The organism is Streptomyces sp. NBC_00654 (genome assembly GCF_026341775.1).
Classification (GTDB): domain Bacteria; phylum Actinomycetota; class Actinomycetes; order Streptomycetales; family Streptomycetaceae; genus Streptomyces.
In genome coordinates this window covers 757,739-775,085 of the sequence record NZ_JAPEOB010000002.1, presented here as the reverse complement: position 1 = coordinate 775,085, position 17,347 = coordinate 757,739, and the positions used below count along the sequence as shown (strand labels likewise).

Genomic DNA, 17,347 nt, shown 5'->3' with positions numbered 1-17,347 from the left:
GTCGATGCCGGCTCAGGCGGGCGGGCCGCTGGTGAGCAGGTCGAGGGTGCGCACCAGCGCGCCGGACCGGCACCGGGGCGGTTCGAGCTCGGGGTCGGCCGAGAGCAACGCCTCGTGCAGCCGCTTGATCCGGCGGGACGGCTCGATGCCGAGCTCTTCGGCCAGTGTGTGGTGCGGCTTGCGGAAGACGGCGAGGGCCTGGGCCTGGCGCCCGGACCGGAAGAGGGCGACCATCAGTTGCGCGTGCAGATTCTCGTGGACCGGGTACTCCTCGGCCAGGCCCACGAGTTCACCGATCAGCTCGTTGTGCAGTCCGAGCTTCAGTTCGGCCTCGATGCGCAGTTCCAGGCTGTTGAAGCGGACTTCCTGCAACCGGGCGACATGGGTCGCGATGAGCGGGCCCGCATGGATGTCGACGAGTGGCGGTCCCTGCCAGAGCCTCAGGGCCTCGTTGAGTGTCGCCGCCCCGCGCTCACAGTTGTCGTCGGAGAGCGCGCGCTTCGCGTCGTCGACACAGTCCATGAAGCGGAACAGATCGAGTTCGGGCCGCGCGACGCGACGAAGGCCTCATCGATCTCCCTCATGACCTGCGCCACTACCGCAACGCCCCCATGCCGCCCCATCTGGAACCCCTGACCTGGCTCGGCGTCCCGCACTACATGGCCTCACCCCGTCAACCCGGCGACGACGCCCTGCGCTACATCCGCGCTCCCCGCGCGGACCTGCCCTACTTCCAGCGCGCAGAGGCCCACGACCCCCGTGTCGGCGTCATCCATGAGGGCGTTCACGCCTGGCAGTCGGCACTCTCATGGCGCCGTCCCGACCCGGTGCGACGCCACTACTACGACTCCGCCGTCAACGAGGGCATCGCCTTCCACGCCGAGGAACTCACCCTGCACGCAGGGTTGTTCGATGACGCCCCGGCCAGTGCTCTGTTCGTGGTGAACGCGATGCGCCTGCGTGCCCTGCGGGTGGAGGTGGACATCGGCCTCGCCCTCGGCGAAATGACCCTGGAACAGGCCGCCACCCGGCTCGCGGAGTACGTCCCCATGGACTCCGGCACCGCCTGGGAGGAAGCGGCCTTCTTCGCCGGGCACCCGGGCCAGGGGCTGAGCTACCTCATGGGCAAGACGCAGATCCACGACCTCCTCGCCGACGCCGCCCAGCGCGAGGGCGACACCTTCGGGCTCGCTTCCTTCATGGGCCGCCTGTGGCGCGAGGGCAACGTCCCCCTCGCCCTGCAGCGTTGGGAGCTCCTCGGCGACCGGGGCCACGTGGACGCGGCCCGGCGGCTGGGAGGTGACCCCGGTGCGCCCGCTGCCGGCCTGACGGAAGCTGCTCTCGGGTGACGAGGGCGGCACCGGCCCGGACGGCGCGGACGGTCCGCGGTGGGGACGAGTGTGAGGCCGACCGCCCGGAGCCGGCCCCATGGCAGCTGCCCGGTCGTCCGGCGGACGGGGCAGCTGCCATGTCATGTCGTGCTCACAGGCGCCGTACGGCTACGAAATGCCGCCGTACGGACGGGTGATGAGCTCCAGGGCATGGCCGCTCGGATCGAAGAAGTACACGCCCCGGCCGCCGTCGTTGTGGTTGATCTCGCCGGGGAGTTTCTGATGGGGATCGCCGTAGTAGGTCAGCCCCTGCTCCTTGATCCGGGCGAACGCCGTGTCGAACTCCGCCTCCGAGATGAGGAAGGCGTAGTGCTGCATCGCGATCGAGTCTTCGGGAACCGTCGCGAAGTCGAGTGTGACGCCGTTCGCGAGGTCGACCGGAATGAAAGGGCCCCATTCCGGCCCGGTCTCCAGGTCCAGAAGGTGCGCCAGGAACTCGGCGGATTCCCGGTTGTTCCGGCAATGAACGATGGTGTGATTCAACTCTACTGACACTGTGGAATGCCTCCAACGGGCATCTCACGGGCTACCTCCACGCCTCACCCGGCCGGTGACCGACGCGCGATGCCGTGCGGGGATCCTAGGCAGGCGGACGGAGGGACGTCGAGGGCTCCTGGCGTGATGGCTCATTTCCGCCCCCTGCCCACCGCCCCCACCGAGCCCGGGCCACCGACCCCCGCTCCGGTCGGCGGCCCCTGCCCCTGCCCCGGCCACCGGCCTCCCCCCCACTCACCGGCCTCCCCCCCCACTCACCGGCCTCCCCCCTCACTCACCGGCCTCCCGCCGTGCGGCCGTCTCCGGCGGGCGGAGCCGCCCGTGATGCGCTCACCATGGAGGGAGAGGGTTCGCCACGCGGCACCGGAGGAACGCGCGGTACCTCGGGCCCACCGTCGCGGAGAGATCCGTACAGGCGCAGTGAGGAGGCATCCGGTGGTACGGAGTTCTGACGGCGCCCGGGACGGGGATGCGGACGCCGGGGCGGCCGGGGGAGCGGACCGGGCGACGGACCGGGACAGCGGGCGCCGGGAGACCGAGGAGGAACGGGCGGACCGGCGGTGGAGCGATCTGCTCCAGGAACTGCGGGTCGCCCAGACCGGCGTACAGATCCTCTTCGGCTTCCTGCTCGCCGTGGTCTTCCAGCCACGGTTCACCGAACTGTCGGTCACCGACCGCAACATCTACGTGGTGACGGTCCTGCTCGGCTCGGCGACGGCGGCCACGCTCATCGGGCCCGTCTCGTACCACCGGCTGCTCACCGGCCGCCGGGTCAAGCCGGTGACGGTCGTCTGGGCCTCGCGGCTGACCGTGCTCGGTCTGGTGCTGCTGTTCTGCACGATGTGCTCGGCCCTGCTGCTGATCCTCCGCGTCGCCCTGCACAATGGCGCGGCCCTGTGGCTGGTGGGCGGCATGGCGCTGTGGTTCCTGGTCTGCTGGTTCGCGTTCCCTCTGTGGGAGCGCGCCCGCGCGGACGGCCGGGGCCGGCGGCGGCGCTCGGGCCCGCGGGACTGAGCGGCCCGCAGGACCGAACGGCTCAGTCGTCCGTCCGCGCCGGGCTGCGCACATCGGTCACGGTGAAGAGCGCTCCGTCCGGGTCCCGCAGGGTCGCCTCACGGCCGCGGAGCACGGCCTGCTCCTCGACCAGGGTGCCGCCGTGCCGCTGTGCCGCCGCGATGGTTCCCGCCAGGTCCGTCACGGGGAACTGGACCTGCCAGTGCGGGCGCACGACGGGGTCGACGGCCGCCTCCACCGCCCCGGAGCTGATCCGGGCCAGTGGCCGCCCGTCGCACCGCACGATGACCTCGTCCCCCTCGTACGCGACGTCGCAGCAGCCGGGACGGCCACTGGCCCAGTCGAGCACCTCGCCGTAGAAGATCGCGGCATCGAACGCGTCACGGGTGCGCAGCCGCAGCCAGGCGTGCGAATGGCCGTCCGGGGCCGGTGGTGAGGTGGCGGGCTCGGTCCGCTCCCAGAGGCCGAACGCCGCCCCGTCCCGGTCGGCGGCCAGGACCCCGCGTCCCTTGCCGAGCGTCAGCGGACCGACCGCCACCGTCCCGCTGCGCTCACGGATCCGGGCGGCGGCGACATCGGCGTCCTCGACGGCGAAGTAGGGCATCCAGGCGATGGCGACCTGGTACACGGACGACATGGCGCTGATCCCGGCGACGGGCACCCCGCCGCGGCGGGCGACGGCGAACTGCCGGCCGAGCCTTCCCGGGCGGAACGTCCAGCCCAGGACGGCACCGTAGAACCGTTGCGCGGCCTCCTGGTCGCTGGTCATGAGATTGACCCAGCACGGTGCCGCCGCTCCTGTCAGCGGCGCCGCACCGGGTCCCGTGCGCGACTGTCCCGAGGTCATGAACCCACTGCCTTCATCGGTTCTGCGGGGGATCCGTGTCGGGTGGGATCACCTCATTGCCGTGATCACCCAGCTCGTACGGTGACAGGCCGCTGCCGTTCTCCGGGAACCGGTCCGAGCCGTGCTTGTCGGGCTCCTCGATGTGGGCGCGGTGGTCGGGTGCGTGGGGCTGCTCGTCGGGGCGCGGCGGTGGCAGCTCCGTGTCCCGTTTGCGCATGCCCCACCAGAAGGCGCCGATCAGCAAGGCCACCACGGCGACTCCGGCGATGGGCAGGACAACCCCGAGGGCGCCCGCTCCGTCCGCGAGCGTGGTGGCGAGGGAAGCCTGGGCTCCGTTCGTTACGTCCATGCATGCCGCATACCCCGGACCGGGGCCGACAGTCAGTTATTCACACAAATTCATATTTTATGGGGATGTAAGGGAGAAAAAGTTTCACCGCAGTGTCCGACGGCCGAGTGCCGCTCTCGTGTCGCCGCCGGCCGGCTGCGGGGTGAGCCTGGAAGGGGTCCCCGAATTTCCGGCTCCCAGTGGGAAGGAACCACGGTGAACAGCACGCGAGAGCAGAGCCGCGACCACCCGGCGGGCCGCGAGGTGGTGGTCGCGCTGACCGGATGCTCCACGCAGGACGCACGGACCGTGTTCGACGTGCTGCGCCGCTCCTTCGATTCCGACCGCCCGGAGAGCGATTCACCCAGGCAGGCGGAAGGGCCGCGGCCGACCGTGTGGATGGCCACGGTCGATGTCTCCGAAGCCAGGGCCGTGGCCGAACCGGCCCATCTGTCGGCTCCTGTGATGGTCGACGCGCAGGGCGGCTACTGGGCGGTCGAACGGCTGCGTCAGCAGCTGACGGGGGCCTTCGCCGTGCGGGTCGTCGGGACCGCGGCCGGTGACCAGGAGGAAGAAGTCCGTCTGCGCTTGGAGAGCCACTAGTGGACCCCTACAAGGCCGGAAGCCGGGGCGCCGGGCTGCGGCGGGACGCCGGCACGTCCTCGACGCTCACGTTGTACGTCAACGGCACCGCGACGACCCTCACCCTCGACCACCGCACCACCGTCCTGGACATGCTGCGCGAGCACCTCGGACTCACCGGTGCGAAGAAGGGCTGCGACCACGGGCAGTGCGGAGCCTGCACCGTGATCGTCGACGGACGCCGTGCCAACAGCTGTCTCCTGCTCGCCGTCGCCCACGACGGCGCCGCGGTCACCACCGTCGAGGGGCTGGCCGAGGGCGACCGGCCGCACCCCGTGCAGCGGGCCTTCGTGGAGCGGGACGCCCTCCAGTGCGGCTACTGCACGCCGGGACAGATCTGCTCCGCCGTCGGCATGCTCGGCGAAGCCGCGGACGGGTTCCCCTCGCACGCCACGCCCCGGGGCGCCGCCCACGGAGGGCCCGCCGTCCTGGACGCGGACGAGATCCGCGAGCGCATGAGCGGCAATCTGTGCCGCTGCGGCGCCTACCCCCGGATCGTCCAAGCGATCGAGGACGTGGCGCCGTGAAACCGTTCGCCTATCTGCGCCCCGCGTCCGCCGCCGAGGCCGTGCGCCTCCGGGCGGCCCGGCCCGGCTCCCGCTTCCTGGGCGGGGGAACCAACCTCGTCGACCTGATGAAACTCGGGGTCGAGACCCCGGAGCTGCTCATCGACGTCAGCGGGCTCCCGCTGGACCGGGTGACCCGGACCCCGGAGGGCGGCCTGCGCATCGGGGCGACGGTGCGCAACGGCGACCTCGCCGCACACCCGGACGTACGCACCCGCTACCCCGCGCTCTCCCAGGCGCTGCTGGCCGGAGCCTCGGGACAGCTCCGCAACACGGCCACCACCGGCGGGAATCTGCTCCAGCGCACCCGCTGCCCGTACTTCCAGGACACCTCCAAACCCTGCAACAAGCGGTCACCCGGCTCCGGCTGTCCCGCCCGCGAGGGCGCCCACCGCGACCTCGCGGTCCTCGGGCACTCCGCCGAGTGCGTCGCGACGAACCCCTCGGACATGGCGGTCGCCCTGGCCGCGCTCGACGCCACCGTCCTGCTGCTCGGACCCGAGGGCGAGCGCGCGGTACCCGTCACCTCGTTCCACCGGCTGCCGGGGGAGAACCCGGATCAGGACACCACGATCCGGCCCGGCGAGCTGATCACCGACGTGCTGCTCCCGCCGCGCCCCGACGGTGCCGTCTCCCTCTACCGCAAGGCGCGCGACCGGGCCTCGTACGCCTTCGCCCTGGCCTCCGTCGCCGCCCTCGTCCAGGTGCGTGACGGCCGCGTCGCGCACGCGGCCCTGGCCTTCGGCGGACTCGCCCACCGGCCGTGGCGCGCCCGCACGGCGGAAGGGGTGCTGACGGGCGCGCCCGCCACGCGTGCCACCTTCGCGCGTGCCGCGGACGCCGAGCTCGCCGCCGCCCGGCCGCTGCGCGACAACGCGTTCAAGGTGGACCTCGCCCGCCGGCTGGCGGTCGACGTGCTGAGCGAACTGAGCCGGCCGCCAGGACGGGCGGAGCCGGACGGACCTTCCGGACAGCCCGTCCGGCCCGGCTGAGCCCCGTACACCCGACACCCCCCATCCGGATCAAGGACTCCCGCCATGAGCCACGCCCCCCAGCCGCCCGGTGCGCCCGTCGTCCGCCGCGAGGCACTGGACAAGGTCACCGGCAGCGCGCGCTACGCGGCGGAGCACACCCCGCCCGGCTGCCTGTACGCCGTCCCCGTCCCCGCCACCGTCGCCGCCGGGCGCGTCGTCGCCGTGCGCACCGCCGACGCCCTCGCGCTCCCGGGCGTGCGCACGGTCCTCACGCACGAGAACGCCCCGCGGCTCAAGGACCCCGACGACCCGGTGCTCGCCGTGCTCCAGGACGACCGCGTCCCGCACCGCGGCTGGCACATCGCCCTCGTGGTGGCGGACAGCCCCGAGGCGGCCCGGGAGGGGGCCGAGGCCCTGCGGGTCGAGTACGAGCGTGCCCCGGCGTACGACGTCACGCTCACCGACGACCACCCGGGCCTCTACACCCCGGAGCAGGCCAACGGCGGCCATCCGGCCGTCCGGGAACGCGGCGACTTCGACGCGGTGTTCGCGGCGGCGCCCGTACAGATCGACGCGACGTACCGGCTCGGCGCCCTGCACAACCACCCCATGGAGCCGCACGCCTCCACGGCGGTGTGGGCCGACGGGCATCTGACCGTCCACGACTCCAGCCAGGGTTCGACCCGGGTGCGCGACAGCCTCGCCCGGACCTTCGGCCTCGAACCCTCGCGGATCACCGTCGTCTCCGAGCACGTCGGCGGCGGCTTCGGCTGCAAAGGCACCCCGCGCCCGCAGGTGGTGCTCGCCGTCATGGCTGCCCGCCACACCGGCCGTCCGGTCAAACTGGCACTGCCCCGAAGGCAGTTGGCGGCGGTGGTCGGGCACCGCCCGCCCACCGTGCAGCGGGTGAGGCTCGGCGCCGACCTCGACGGGATCATCGGCGCGCTCGCCCATGAGGTGGTCACCCACACCTCCACCGTCACCGAGTTCGTCGAGCAGGCGGCGGTGCCCGCGCGCACGATGTACATCTCGCCGCACAGCCGCACGACCCACCGGGTGACCGCCCTCGACGTCCCCAGCCCGTCCTGGATGCGCGCACCCGGGGAGGCCTCCGGGATGTACGCGCTGGAGTCGGCGATGGACGAACTGGCCTGCGCGCTCGGTGTCGACCCGGTCGAACTGCGGCTGCGCAACGAACCGGCGAGCGAACCGGACAGCGGCCGGCCGTTCAGCAGCAGGGGCCTGGCCGCCTGTCTGCGCGAGGGCGCGGAACGCTTCGGCTGGTACGACCGGGACCCCGCACCCGCCGCCCGGGAGGAAGGGCGGTGGCTGCTGGGCACCGGGGTGGCCTCGGCGACGTACCCCGTGCTCGTCGCCCCCTCCACCGCGTCGGCGCACGCGGCCCCCGACGGCGGCTACCTCGTCGCGGTCAACGCCACCGACATCGGCACCGGCGCGCGCACGGTCCTCGCGCAGATCGCGGCGTCCGCCCTCGGCGCACCGGTGGAGAGCGTCCGTATCGCCATCGGCGACAGCGACCTGCCCACCGCCCCCCTGGCCGGCGGCTCCTCGGGCACGGCCTCCTGGGGCTGGGCGGTGCACAAGGCGGCCACCGCCCTGGCCGCACGGCTGGAGGCGCGTACGGGGCCGCTCCCCGCCGAAGGCCTCACCGTCACCGCCGACACCGAACAGGAGACCTCCGGGGAATCCCCCTACGCACGGCACGCCTTCGGTGCCCACTTCGCCGAGACGGCCGTCGACACGGTCACGGGAGAGGTCCACGTGCGGCGGCTGCTCGGTGTGTACGCGGCCGGGCGCATCCTCAACTCCCGTACCGCACGGTCCCAGTTCATCGGCGGCATGGTCATGGGTCTCGGTATGGCGCTGACCGAGGGGAGCACCATGGACCCCGCCTTCGGTGACTTCACCCAGAGCGACCTCGCCTCGTACCATGTGCCGGTCAGCGCGGACGTGCCCGACATCCAGGCGCACTGGATCGACGAGGACGACCCGCACCTCAACCCCATGGGCAGCAAGGGCATCGGCGAGATCGGCATCGTCGGCACCGCCGCCGCCATCGGGAACGCCGTGCGCCACGCCACCGGGGCGCGGCTGCGCGAACTCCCGCTCACGCCGGACAGGCTGCTGCCCTATCTGCTCTGAGGGCCGCGCGGCATCCACTCATCGGGGCATCCGGCCCATCTGTTGCGCGTTCGACACCCCCGGGTCACTCTAATGAGTGACCCAGAAGTGATAGGTGCTCACGCTTCGTATTCGGGGGTCGGTGGTTCACCGGGGTGAAGCACGTGGGCCTCGCGGTGAGGAGCCTCGACGATGACCGTTCCACTCGACCGGCACTACCTGGTCGAACTGCAGGTATCGGCTGAGCGTGCTGCCCAGCTGCGGCGGATCGTCGCCGCACACCTGCGCCACTGGAGCCTTGATCTGCAGGTCCGGCCGGTGTGCCGGGCGCTGGACGAGCTCCTGACCAATGTCCACCGGCATGTCGGTGACGACAACGAGTGCGTCATCGAGCTCCGCTGGACGGGACGGCACCTCACGGTGTCCGTCGCGGACAACGGCCGCGAGATGCCCCGGCTGCTCGGCGCCGGTGGGGGACTGAGCCGGGTGATGGCCCTGAGCGACAGCTGGGGCACCTGCCGGACCGCCGAGGGCAAAGTGGTCTGGTTCACGCGCTACGCCGAGGCGCCGCGCACCGCGGGACTGCTCCCGCACACGCCCCTGCCCGGAACGGGTGAGTCCCGGCTCCAGCCCCTCGCCGCGCTGGTGTGAGGCGCCGCGCGCGGCTCTCCGGCGGACGCGGATCCGGTGCCCGGGGCACGGGTGATCCGCGTCGGCCGGGCGCGTGCGGCGAGGCGCCGCGTTGCGCCGCCCGGCGTGGCACGGCACGGTCGGAGTACCGAGGCAAGGAGGCCACTGCCATGCCCATCGCGACGGTCAACCCCGCGAACGGCGAACTGATCGAGACCTACGACGCGCTGGACGGGGAGGAGATCGAGCGCAGGCTCGTCGCCGCCCGGACCACCTTCGGCCAGTACCGCGCCACCACCTTCGCCGAGCGGGCGGGCTGGCTGAACCGGGCCGCCGACCTGCTGGACGGGGACCGTGACGAGATCGCCCGCACCATGACCACCGAGATGGGCAAGCCCGTCGGGGCGGCCCGCGCGGAGGCCGCCAAATGCGTCAAGGCGATGCGCTGGTACGCCGCCAACGCCGAACGGCTGCTGGCCGACGAACACCCCACGGACGCCGACGCGCACGACGCCGGCGCCTCCCGGGCCCTCGTCCGCTACCGTCCGCTGGGCGTCGTCCTCGCCGTGATGCCGTGGAACTTCCCGCTGTGGCAGGTGGTGCGCTTCGCCGCGCCCGCCCTGATGGCGGGCAACGTCGGACTGCTGAAGCACGCCTCGAACGTCCCGCGGACCGCCCTGTACCTGGAGGACCTGTTCCGCCGTGCGGGCTTCCCCGCCGGCTGCTTCCGCACGCTGCTCATCGGCTCCGGAGCCGTCGAGGCGGTCCTGCGTGACAGCCGCGTCGCCGCCGCCACCCTGACCGGCAGCGAACCGGCCGGACGCGCCGTCGCGGCGGTCGCGGGCGACGAGGTGAAGAAGACCGTACTGGAACTGGGCGGCAGCGACCCCTATCTGGTCATGCCGTCGGCGGACATCGAACAGGCGGCCGCGACGGCGGTGACGGCGCGTGTGCAGAACAACGGCCAGTCGTGCATCGCCGCCAAGCGTTTCATCGTGCACACGGACGTGTACGACGCGTTCGCCGAGCACTTCACCGCGGGCATGACCGCGCTGACCGTCGGGGACCCCCTGGAGGAGACCACCGACGTCGGCCCGCTCTCCAGCGAGCAGGGCCGCACCGATCTGGAGGCACTCGTCGACGACGCCGTCGACCGGGGCGCGAGCGTGCTGTGCGGCGGGAGCAGGCCCGGGAACCTGGGCGCCGGCCTGGACCGGGGCTTCTTCTACCTCCCCACGGTGCTCGCCGGGATCACCGCGTCGATGCGCATCCACCACGAGGAGGCCTTCGGCCCCGTCGCCACGCTCTACCGCGTAGCCGACCTGGACGAAGCGGTGCACCTGGCCAACGACACCCCCTTCGGGCTCAGCTCCAACGTCTGGACGCGGGACCCGGCGGAGATGGACCGCTGTGTACGCGACCTGGAGGCGGGCGGCGTCTTCTTCAACGGGATGACGGCCTCGCACCCCGCGCTGCCCTTCGGCGGAGTGAAGCGCTCCGGCTACGGGCGGGAGCTCGCCGGGCACGGGATCCGCGAGTTCTGCAACGCCACCACGGTCTGGTACGGCCCCGTCCACCCGTAGCCCGGGTCACCGTCCGCGGCACGGCCGGCTCCTCCACCCCGCGCCCGTCGAGCTGACCCGGGCCTGCCGCTCGGCCCCCCCCCGCGGCCTCTGAACGCCGCGGGGCGGGCCGAGCGGGGCCGGGGGCGGACGGGCGGGGCGGCAGGCCGGGGCCTCAGTAGCGCAGGGCCGCAGCGATCCGGCCGTGCTCGGTGAGGGAGTCGTCGGCGACGAACACGACGTCGGCGCCGTTGTCCAGGGCCGCCTCGACGAGCTCGTCCACGATGTCCTCGCGCACCTGCCCGTCCGCCGACCGCGCACTCTCGTCCCCGGTCACCGGCTCCAGGTGCTCTTCGGTGACCCTGACGGTCCGCTGGACATGCTCCTCGACCGCGACGAGCCCGGCGCGGCCCTCCCGCACCGCCGCCCACACCTCGTCGAGTCCGCCGGCGAACGCGCGGCTGCCGCGTGCGTGCTCGAGCCGGGTGTCGATCTCGGCCGCCCGCTGCCCGGACCCTTCCCTCAGGGCGGGGCGCAGCTCCTTGAGCAGCTCGGCCGGCGGGATGTCGGCGGGCGCCCCCTTGGTGACCCGGCCGGCGGCCGACCTGCCGCACTCACCCACCTCGTCGAACAGCGCGAGCGCGGGTGCCAGGCCGACGAGGTACAGCGGGCGCGGGTCGGTGGCGAGCACTCCGCGCAGCTTCTCGTCGACCGTGCGCAGGAACTGCCGGGTCTCCTCGTCGCTGAAGGTGCTCGGGGTGTCGCCGATCCGCTCCTCGCGCTGCGGGTTCGGGGGTTCCTTGGGGGCGGTCACCGGGAACCCGCCCCGCTCCTCCGGACGGACGCCGTCCGCGGTGCCGCTCCACAGGGCCGCGTGGTCGGCGGCGACCGTGAGCACCCAGAACGGCCGGGCCTGGGCCTTCGCGGCGACGAGGTTGCGGGTGAGGTAGGTGTCGCTCAGAACCACCCGTTCGGGTGCGGTACGGGGCAGCTGCCAGATCTGGTACTCCTCGGCCGTGGCCAGGATGACCAGGGAGTCCAGCGCCCGGCGCGGGTCCACCTCGGTGACCGCGCGGTCCAGCTGTCCCTTGACGGCGGCGGCGGCCTCACGGGTCACCCGCGGATCGGCGTCCAGCCGGCCGCCGGCCTCCGCCACCAGATTGCGCAGCCTTACCGCGTCCTGGGCGTTGTCCGGCGCCCGCCGATGGGTCGGCATGGTCAGGGACACGGCCGGATAGGGCCTGGTCGCCCGCAGCTCCTGCAACAGACCGGCGGTCAGGGCGTCCGTATCCATCGTTCCCTCCGGGGGCTCGCCCCCGCTCCCGGATGGAGCGGGGGAATCAACGAGTCAATTCATACCTTTTCAACCTAATATGGGCGAATTGGTGGTCGGTGGGTATGGCCCTGGACGGACGGCCCTGGACGGACGGAGGGTCCGTGAACCGGAACAGTTCCCCGCAGAACCCCGCGACGTGAGCGCCGCCGATGCCGTGACCGGCGCCCTGCGTGAACTGCGTGCCGAGTTCATCGGCGTACGCGAGGGAGAACCGGCCGACTACATCCCGCAGTTGGCCCTCGCCGACCCGGACGCCTTCGGGCTGGCCCTGGTCAGCATGGACGGGCACCGCTACAGCACGGGCGAGGCGGATGTCCCCTTCACCCTCCAGTCGGTCTCCAAGCCCTTCGTCTACGCGCTCGCCCTGTCCGTCCTCGGGCTCGACGAGGTGGGCCGCTGGGTGAGCGCCGAACCGAGCGGCGAGGCCTTCAACGCCATCAGCCTGGAACCGGTGACCGGGCGGCCCGCCAACGCCATGGTCAACGCCGGTGCCATCGTCACCACCGCACTGGTCCCCGACAGCCCGGACGAGCCCGCGTTCGACCGGATCCTGGGCTGCCTGGGCCGCTTCGCCGGACGGCCGCTGGACGTCGACGAGGAGGTGTACGCCTCCGAGGCGGCGACGGGGGACCGCAATCGCGCGCTCGCCTATCTGCTGCGCAGCGCCAGAACCCTGCCCGTCGACCCCGTGGCGGCGGTGGAAACGTACTTCCGGCAGTGCGCCGTGCGGGCCACCGCCGTCGATCTCGCCACGATGGCCGCGACCCTGGCCCATGGCGGCGTCAACCCGTACACGGGCGACACCGTGGTCTCGGCGCGGGTCGCGGCGCAGGTGCTCGCCGTCATGGCCACCTGCGGAATGTACGACTCCTCCGGCGACTGGCTGCTGCGGGTCGGGCTGCCGGCCAAGAGCGGTGTGTCGGGAGGGCTGATCGCGGCGGGTCCGGCGCGATTCGGCCTGGCCACCTACAGCCCGCCGCTGGACGCGTCCGGCACATCGGTCCGCGGCCACGCCGCGCTCGGCGCGCTGTCGCGGCGGCTCGGACTCCACCTCATGAACAATCCGGCGCTGCCCGGCTCCACCGTCGCCCTCGTCACCACCGCCGACGATCTGCCCTCGGCGCCCGCCGGCGGCCGCGAACGCGCCCTGCGCGAACGGGTGGGGGTCGTGGCCGCGCAGGGTGCCCTCGACTTCCCCGCCGCGGAACGGGTGCTGTACGCCCTGGACGAGTCCGGACCGGACCGGAGCGGCTCCGTCGTGCTCGACCTGAGCGATGTCACCTCCATCGACTCGGTGGCCCTGGCGACACTGCACTCCGGACTGCGCCGGCTCGCGGGCGACGGGCGGCGCGCGGCGGTCGTCGACCCGGCCGACCGCCTCGGTCCGCCGGACCTCGTCCGCGAGCGGACCGGGCAGGACCTGCCGCGCTACGCCTCCCGGGAGGAGGCCGTCCGGCGGTGCGCGCACGCGCCGGACACACCCCCGGCGAGGTGAGGCGGATGCCCGCCCGCGCCGGGGGAGTGTGCCGGAACGGTTCTTCTACCAGATGGCCTCGACCCACTCGGGGTGGTCGATGAACGGGTTCCGGTTGTGCTGGTACTGGTCGAATATGACGTCGTTGCGCCGCTTCTCGAAGGTGTCCGGCGGGTCTTCCTGGCTCCACTGCTTCAGCACGGACAGCTTGCCGATGTTCGGGGCCGAGCCGTTGCCGACCCGCTCGTTGGGTTCGAGGTCGGCGAAGGAGTCGTCTCCCTCGTAGCGCACCGCCATGTAGAGGATCATGCGGGCGACATCGCCCTTGACCGCGTCGCGCGGCTCGAAGGAGTCGCTGTCGGTGTAGTTGCCCGGCGCGTCGCCGAGTTCGCTGCCGCCGTTGTCGAAGTCCTTGTTGCCGCGGGTGGAGTTGACCTTCACGTTGGTCGGGCGCAGGTGGTGGATGTCGGTGCCCGGACCGGTCGCGGTGCCGAAGTCGCCGTGCGACTTGGCCCAGACGTGCTCCCGGTTCCACTGGTTCGTGTTGCCGCCGTTGTCGTTCTTGGACTGGGAGCGCCCGGTGTAGAGAAGGATGACGTTGGAGGTGTTGGCGGGATCCTCGTCGGTTTCCTTGAGGGCGTTCCACACCTGGCTGTAGGAGAGCTTGGTCTGGTCGCTGATGATCGTGTGCAGGGCGCCCTTGAGTTCGGTGCCGGTCTTGCCGAGGGCGTCCTGGTAGTACGTGTCGTCGAGGGCGGTGGACGAGGCTGCCGCCCCGTCCGGCAGGGCCTGGGCGGGCGCGGCGGCCGCGGTGCCCGCGAGCACGGCCACGGTGGCCGCGGTGGCCAGCAGTGGACGCGCGTAGAACAGATGACGACGGGACATGTGGGGTGTCCTCTCCGGAAACACGGGTGACACGACGCCGCCACTGGGTGGAGGCGGTGCCGCGGTCGCGGTGTGATGTGTGGTCAGCCGGGAGCCTTCCACACGCACAGTGACCCGTGTGTGAACGCTGCGTACCTATCATGTGCAGGTCAAGTGAGGGTGCGGCGGCGGCGCCCCGGGAAGAGGCCGGGGGCGGTTCCGCCCTCGGATGCGGCCACGCCCGCGCGGAGCGAGAATTGCCGCAAGGACGAGGAGGCGGCATGAGCGAAGAGCCCGAATCCGTATCCGTGACCACGGCCGTGCCCGAGGGGCAGGGGGTGACTCCCGACCGGCTGCTGCACACGGGCGGGAGTGATCAGCCGACGGCGGAGGACCTGGTGCTCGCCTCGGGGCGGGACCTGACACCGCAGACGCTGGAGTGGGCACGGCGCAAGCTGGCCGCCGAGGGGCGGTCCGCCATCGACAAGCGGCTTCCGTAACGGCCGGGGCGGGGGACGGGCCGGTACGGGGGCCGCCGGACATCCGGGGGCGTGTGGGGCGCCCCCGGATGTTTCCCCGGCGCTCGGCTAGCCTGAGTGCACAATGAACCGTTTGACGACGTCACAGGGCGTTCTCGACCTCGCCCGCTTCCCCGAGCACCCGCGCGACCCGTTCCGCGCGTGGGACGCCGCCGATGAGTATCTGCTGCGGCAACTGGCGGACCCCGGCACCGGGGCGCCCGTGGACCTCTCCGGCACGGTCGTCGTCGTGGGCGACCGCTGGGGCGCTCTGACCACGGCGCTCGCCGGCGAGCACCCCGTACAGATCACCGACTCGTATCTCACCCGGCGCGCCACCCTGGCGAACCTCGCCCGCAACGGCGCCGACGCGGACGGGGTGGGGCTGCTGTCCGCCCGCGACACCCCGCCGGACCGGATCGACGTCCTGCTGGTGCGGGTGCCCAAGAGCCTCGCGTTCCTGGAGGACCAGCTGCACCGGGTGGCGCCCGCCGTCCATGCAGGCACCGTGGTCATCGGCACCGGCATGGTCAAGGAGATCCACACCTCCACGCTCAAGCTCTTCGAGCGGATCATCGGGCCGACCCGCACTTCGCTCGCGGTGAAGAAGGCGCGCCTGATCCTCTGCACCCCCGACCCGGACCGGGCCGCGGTGCCCAGCCCCTGGCCGTACCGCTACGACCTGCCCGCCGATGTCGGCGCCGTCTCCGGCCTGACCGTGACCAACCACGCGGGGATCTTCTGCGCCGAACGCCTCGACATCGGCACCCGCTTCTTCCTCGGTCATCTGCCCGCACGGACCGGCCCCGAGCACGTCGTCGACCTCGGCTGCGGTAACGGGGTGCTCGGCCTGTCCGCCGCGCTCGGCAACCCCGGGGCGGCCGTCACCTTCATCGACGAGTCCTACCAGGCGGTGGCCTCGGCCGAGGCCACCTTCCGGGCCAACGCTCCGGCCGGCGCCAAGGCCGACTTCATCGTCGGCGACGGCCTCGCGGACCTCGCCCCGGGCAGCGTGGACCTGGTGCTCAACAACCCGCCCTTCCACTCCCATCTGGCCACCACCGACGCGACCGCCCGGAACATGTTCCACGGCGCCCGCACCGCGCTGCGGCAGGGCGGCGAGCTCTGGGTCGTCGGCAACCGCCACCTCGGCCACCACACCCAGCTGCGCCGTATCTTCGGCAACTGCTCCACCGTGGCCGGTGACCCGAAGTTCGTCGTCCTGCGCGCCGTCAAGCGCTGACGGCGGTCCGCGGAGCCTTCCGGCTCCCCGGTCCTCGCCCGTCCGCCGCCCTTCCAGATTCTTGCAACACGTTCTACTGTGTGCGCCGCCGCACACGGGCGACGCGAACGCGAGACTCTGGAGGGGCCGTGCACCTCGAATACACGTCTGAGCAGCAGCAGTTGCGCGCCGAACTGCGCACGTACTTCGCCGGCCTGGTTCCCGACAACGCCTATGCGCGCTACGCGGAGCCCGCCGCCCAGAAACGCTTCTACCGCGAGACCGTCCGCCGGCTCGGCACCGACGGCTGGCTCGGTGTCGGCTGGCCCGAGGAGTACGGCGGACGCGGGCTGTCCCCGATGGAACAGTTCATCTTCTTCGACGAGGCCGCCCAGGCCGGCGTACCGCTGCCGCTGATGGCCCTCAACACCGTCGGACCGACGATCATGCAGTTCGGCACCGATGAACAGAAGGCGTACTTCCTGCCGAAGGTGCTCTCGGGGGAGATCGACTTCGCGATCGGCTACAGCGAACCCGACGCGGGCACCGACCTCGCCGCGCTCCGGACCCGCGCGGTCCGCGAGGGGGACGAGGAGACCGGCCGCTACATCGTCGACGGACAGAAGATCTGGACCACCAACGGCGACACCGCCGACTGGGTCTGGCTCGCCGTGCGCACCGACCCCGACGCCCCGCCGCACAAGGGCATCACCATGCTGCTGGTCCCGACGAGCGACCCCGGCTACTCCTGCACCCTGATCAACACCCTCGCCTCGCACGACACCACCGCCAGCTACTACGAGAACATCGAGGTCCCCGTCTCCCGCCGTGTCGGCGACGAGAACAAGGGCTGGCGGCTCATCACCAACCAGCTCAACCACGAACGCGTCACCCTCGCCGCCCACGGCACCATGGCCGTCCGCGCCCTGCACAACGTCCAGCGCTGGGCCTTCGGCACCAAGCTGGCCGACGGCCGCCGGGTCGTCGACCTCGGCTGGGTCAGGGCCCTGCTGGCCCGCACCCACACCCGGCTCGACGCGATGAAGCTCCTCAACTGGCAGATGGTCTCCGCCCTCCAGGACGGCACCCTCACCCCGCAGGACGCCTCGGCCGTCAAGGTGTACGGCTCCGAGGCGCGCCGCGACGCGTACGCCTGGCTGATGGAGGTCGTCGGTTCGGCGGGGCCGCTCAAGGAAGGCTCGGCGGGCGCCGTCCTGCACGGCGAACTCGAACGCGGCTACCGGTCCGCCGTCATCTTCACCTTCGGCGGGGGCAACAACGAGATCCAGCGGGAGATCATCTCGTGGATCGGCCTCGGGATGCCGCGGGTACGGCGATGAAC

18 protein-coding genes are annotated in these 17,347 nt (G+C 72.2%); 12 read left to right on the top strand and 6 right to left on the bottom strand.

Translation table 11 applies throughout. The features are described from left to right. Nucleotides 1-12 precede the first annotated feature (12 nt). On the bottom strand, nt 13-534 hold the full coding sequence (locus tag OHA98_RS23685; protein ID WP_266930871.1) for an AfsR/SARP family transcriptional regulator: 522 nt from the start codon (nt 532-534) through the stop codon (nt 13-15). Between the two features lie 77 nt (nt 535-611). On the opposite strand from OHA98_RS23685, the gene OHA98_RS23680 reads away from it, so the two are divergent. Beyond that, nucleotides 612-1,349, top strand: coding sequence for a DUF885 family protein (locus tag OHA98_RS23680; RefSeq protein WP_266928751.1), 738 nt, complete (start codon nt 612-614; stop codon nt 1,347-1,349). A gap of 150 nt (nt 1,350-1,499) precedes the next feature. Here OHA98_RS23680 and OHA98_RS23675 read toward each other — a convergent pair whose 3' ends face one another. Then, the gene (locus OHA98_RS23675) at nt 1,500-1,886 is read right to left on the bottom strand and encodes a VOC family protein (protein WP_266928750.1); all 387 of its coding nucleotides are present in this window, start codon (nt 1,884-1,886) and stop codon (nt 1,500-1,502) included. A gap of 435 nt (nt 1,887-2,321) precedes the next feature. Here OHA98_RS23675 and OHA98_RS23670 point away from each other — a divergent pair, with 435 nt between their 5' ends. Next, nucleotides 2,322-2,900 (top strand): DUF6328 family protein, encoded by a 579-nt coding sequence (locus OHA98_RS23670; RefSeq protein ID WP_266928749.1) that lies wholly within the window; start codon nt 2,322-2,324, stop codon nt 2,898-2,900. Between the two features lie 22 nt (nt 2,901-2,922). Here the strand turns inward: OHA98_RS23670 and OHA98_RS23665 are convergent, their stop codons facing one another. Together OHA98_RS23665 and OHA98_RS23660 are read right to left on the bottom strand one after the other, a co-directional pair. Then, on the bottom strand, nt 2,923-3,747 hold the full coding sequence (locus OHA98_RS23665; protein WP_266928748.1) for a VOC family protein: 825 nt from the start codon (nt 3,745-3,747) through the stop codon (nt 2,923-2,925). A 13-nt stretch (nt 3,748-3,760) separates the two neighbouring features. Next, nucleotides 3,761-4,096 carry a DUF6479 family protein gene (locus OHA98_RS23660; RefSeq protein WP_266928747.1) on the bottom strand — a complete coding sequence of 112 codons (336 nt, stop codon included), beginning with the start codon at nt 4,094-4,096 and terminating at the stop codon, nt 3,761-3,763. Between the two features lie 195 nt (nt 4,097-4,291). Here OHA98_RS23660 and OHA98_RS23655 point away from each other — a divergent pair, with 195 nt between their 5' ends. From OHA98_RS23655 to OHA98_RS23630, 6 genes are all read left to right on the top strand, one after another. Further along, on the top strand, nt 4,292-4,678 hold the full coding sequence (locus OHA98_RS23655; RefSeq protein ID WP_266928746.1) for a hypothetical protein: 387 nt from the start codon (nt 4,292-4,294) through the stop codon (nt 4,676-4,678). Continuing rightward, complete coding sequence (locus OHA98_RS23650; RefSeq protein WP_266928745.1) at nt 4,678-5,244, top strand: 2Fe-2S iron-sulfur cluster-binding protein; 567 nt, start codon at nt 4,678-4,680, stop codon at nt 5,242-5,244. Before OHA98_RS23655 ends, OHA98_RS23650 begins: the two co-directional genes overlap by 1 nt. After that, complete coding sequence (locus OHA98_RS23645) at nt 5,241-6,275, top strand: xanthine dehydrogenase family protein subunit M (protein ID WP_266928744.1); 1,035 nt, start codon at nt 5,241-5,243, stop codon at nt 6,273-6,275. Before OHA98_RS23650 ends, OHA98_RS23645 begins: the two co-directional genes overlap by 4 nt. Before the next feature lie 45 nt (nt 6,276-6,320). Further along, nucleotides 6,321-8,420, top strand: coding sequence for a xanthine dehydrogenase family protein molybdopterin-binding subunit (locus OHA98_RS23640; protein ID WP_266928743.1), 2,100 nt, complete (start codon nt 6,321-6,323; stop codon nt 8,418-8,420). Nucleotides 8,421-8,591: 171 nt separating this feature from the next. Further along, nucleotides 8,592-9,050, top strand: coding sequence for an ATP-binding protein (locus tag OHA98_RS23635; RefSeq protein ID WP_266928742.1), 459 nt, complete (start codon nt 8,592-8,594; stop codon nt 9,048-9,050). Between the two features lie 149 nt (nt 9,051-9,199). Further along, the gene (locus OHA98_RS23630) at nt 9,200-10,612 is read left to right on the top strand and encodes an NADP-dependent succinic semialdehyde dehydrogenase (RefSeq protein WP_266928741.1); all 1,413 of its coding nucleotides are present in this window, start codon (nt 9,200-9,202) and stop codon (nt 10,610-10,612) included. 154 nt (nt 10,613-10,766) lie between these two features. On the opposite strand, the gene OHA98_RS23625 is transcribed toward OHA98_RS23630, so the two are convergent. Beyond that, nucleotides 10,767-11,885, bottom strand: coding sequence for a chemotaxis protein (locus tag OHA98_RS23625; protein ID WP_266928740.1), 1,119 nt, complete (start codon nt 11,883-11,885; stop codon nt 10,767-10,769). Nucleotides 11,886-12,063: 178 nt separating this feature from the next. Here OHA98_RS23625 and glsA point away from each other — a divergent pair, with 178 nt between their 5' ends. Further along, nucleotides 12,064-13,422, top strand: a complete 1,359-nt coding sequence (gene glsA / locus OHA98_RS23620) for a glutaminase A (protein ID WP_266928739.1) — start codon at nt 12,064-12,066, stop codon at nt 13,420-13,422. A 45-nt stretch (nt 13,423-13,467) separates the two neighbouring features. On the opposite strand, the gene OHA98_RS23615 is transcribed toward glsA, so the two are convergent. Further along, nucleotides 13,468-14,286: an endonuclease I family protein gene (locus tag OHA98_RS23615; protein WP_266928738.1), complete on the bottom strand. Its 819-nt coding sequence runs from the start codon at nt 14,284-14,286 to the stop codon at nt 13,468-13,470. 260 nt (nt 14,287-14,546) lie between these two features. Between OHA98_RS23615 and OHA98_RS23610 the strand changes: the two genes are divergently transcribed. The 3 genes from OHA98_RS23610 to OHA98_RS23600 all read left to right on the top strand — a co-directional run bounded on the left by OHA98_RS23610 (nt 14,547) and on the right by OHA98_RS23600 (nt 17,345). Then, nucleotides 14,547-14,765, top strand: coding sequence for a hypothetical protein (locus OHA98_RS23610; protein ID WP_266928737.1), 219 nt, complete (start codon nt 14,547-14,549; stop codon nt 14,763-14,765). A 103-nt stretch (nt 14,766-14,868) separates the two neighbouring features. Then, nucleotides 14,869-16,026, top strand: a complete 1,158-nt coding sequence (locus OHA98_RS23605; RefSeq protein WP_266928736.1) for a methyltransferase — start codon at nt 14,869-14,871, stop codon at nt 16,024-16,026. A gap of 128 nt (nt 16,027-16,154) precedes the next feature. Further along, on the top strand, nt 16,155-17,345 hold the full coding sequence (locus OHA98_RS23600; RefSeq protein WP_266928735.1) for an acyl-CoA dehydrogenase family protein: 1,191 nt from the start codon (nt 16,155-16,157) through the stop codon (nt 17,343-17,345). The last annotated feature ends 2 nt before the right edge of the window (nt 17,346-17,347 follow it).

Coding starts and splice junctions, on each gene's coding strand:
- OHA98_RS23640 (WP_266928743.1), top strand. CDS start 6,321: ATGAGCCACGCCCCCCAGCCGCCCGGTGCGCCCGTCGTCCGCCGCGAG.
- OHA98_RS23660 (WP_266928747.1), bottom strand. CDS start 4,096: ATGGACGTAACGAACGGAGCCCAGGCTTCCCTCGCCACCACGCTCGCG.
- OHA98_RS23625 (WP_266928740.1), bottom strand. CDS start 11,885: ATGGATACGGACGCCCTGACCGCCGGTCTGTTGCAGGAGCTGCGGGCG.
- OHA98_RS23615 (WP_266928738.1), bottom strand. CDS start 14,286: ATGTCCCGTCGTCATCTGTTCTACGCGCGTCCACTGCTGGCCACCGCG.
- OHA98_RS23680 (WP_266928751.1), top strand. CDS start 612: ATGCCGCCCCATCTGGAACCCCTGACCTGGCTCGGCGTCCCGCACTAC.
- OHA98_RS23665 (WP_266928748.1), bottom strand. CDS start 3,747: ATGACCTCGGGACAGTCGCGCACGGGACCCGGTGCGGCGCCGCTGACA.
- OHA98_RS23635 (WP_266928742.1), top strand. CDS start 8,592: ATGACCGTTCCACTCGACCGGCACTACCTGGTCGAACTGCAGGTATCG.
- OHA98_RS23605 (WP_266928736.1), top strand. CDS start 14,869: ATGAACCGTTTGACGACGTCACAGGGCGTTCTCGACCTCGCCCGCTTC.
- OHA98_RS23630 (WP_266928741.1), top strand. CDS start 9,200: ATGCCCATCGCGACGGTCAACCCCGCGAACGGCGAACTGATCGAGACC.
- OHA98_RS23610 (WP_266928737.1), top strand. CDS start 14,547: ATGAGCGAAGAGCCCGAATCCGTATCCGTGACCACGGCCGTGCCCGAG.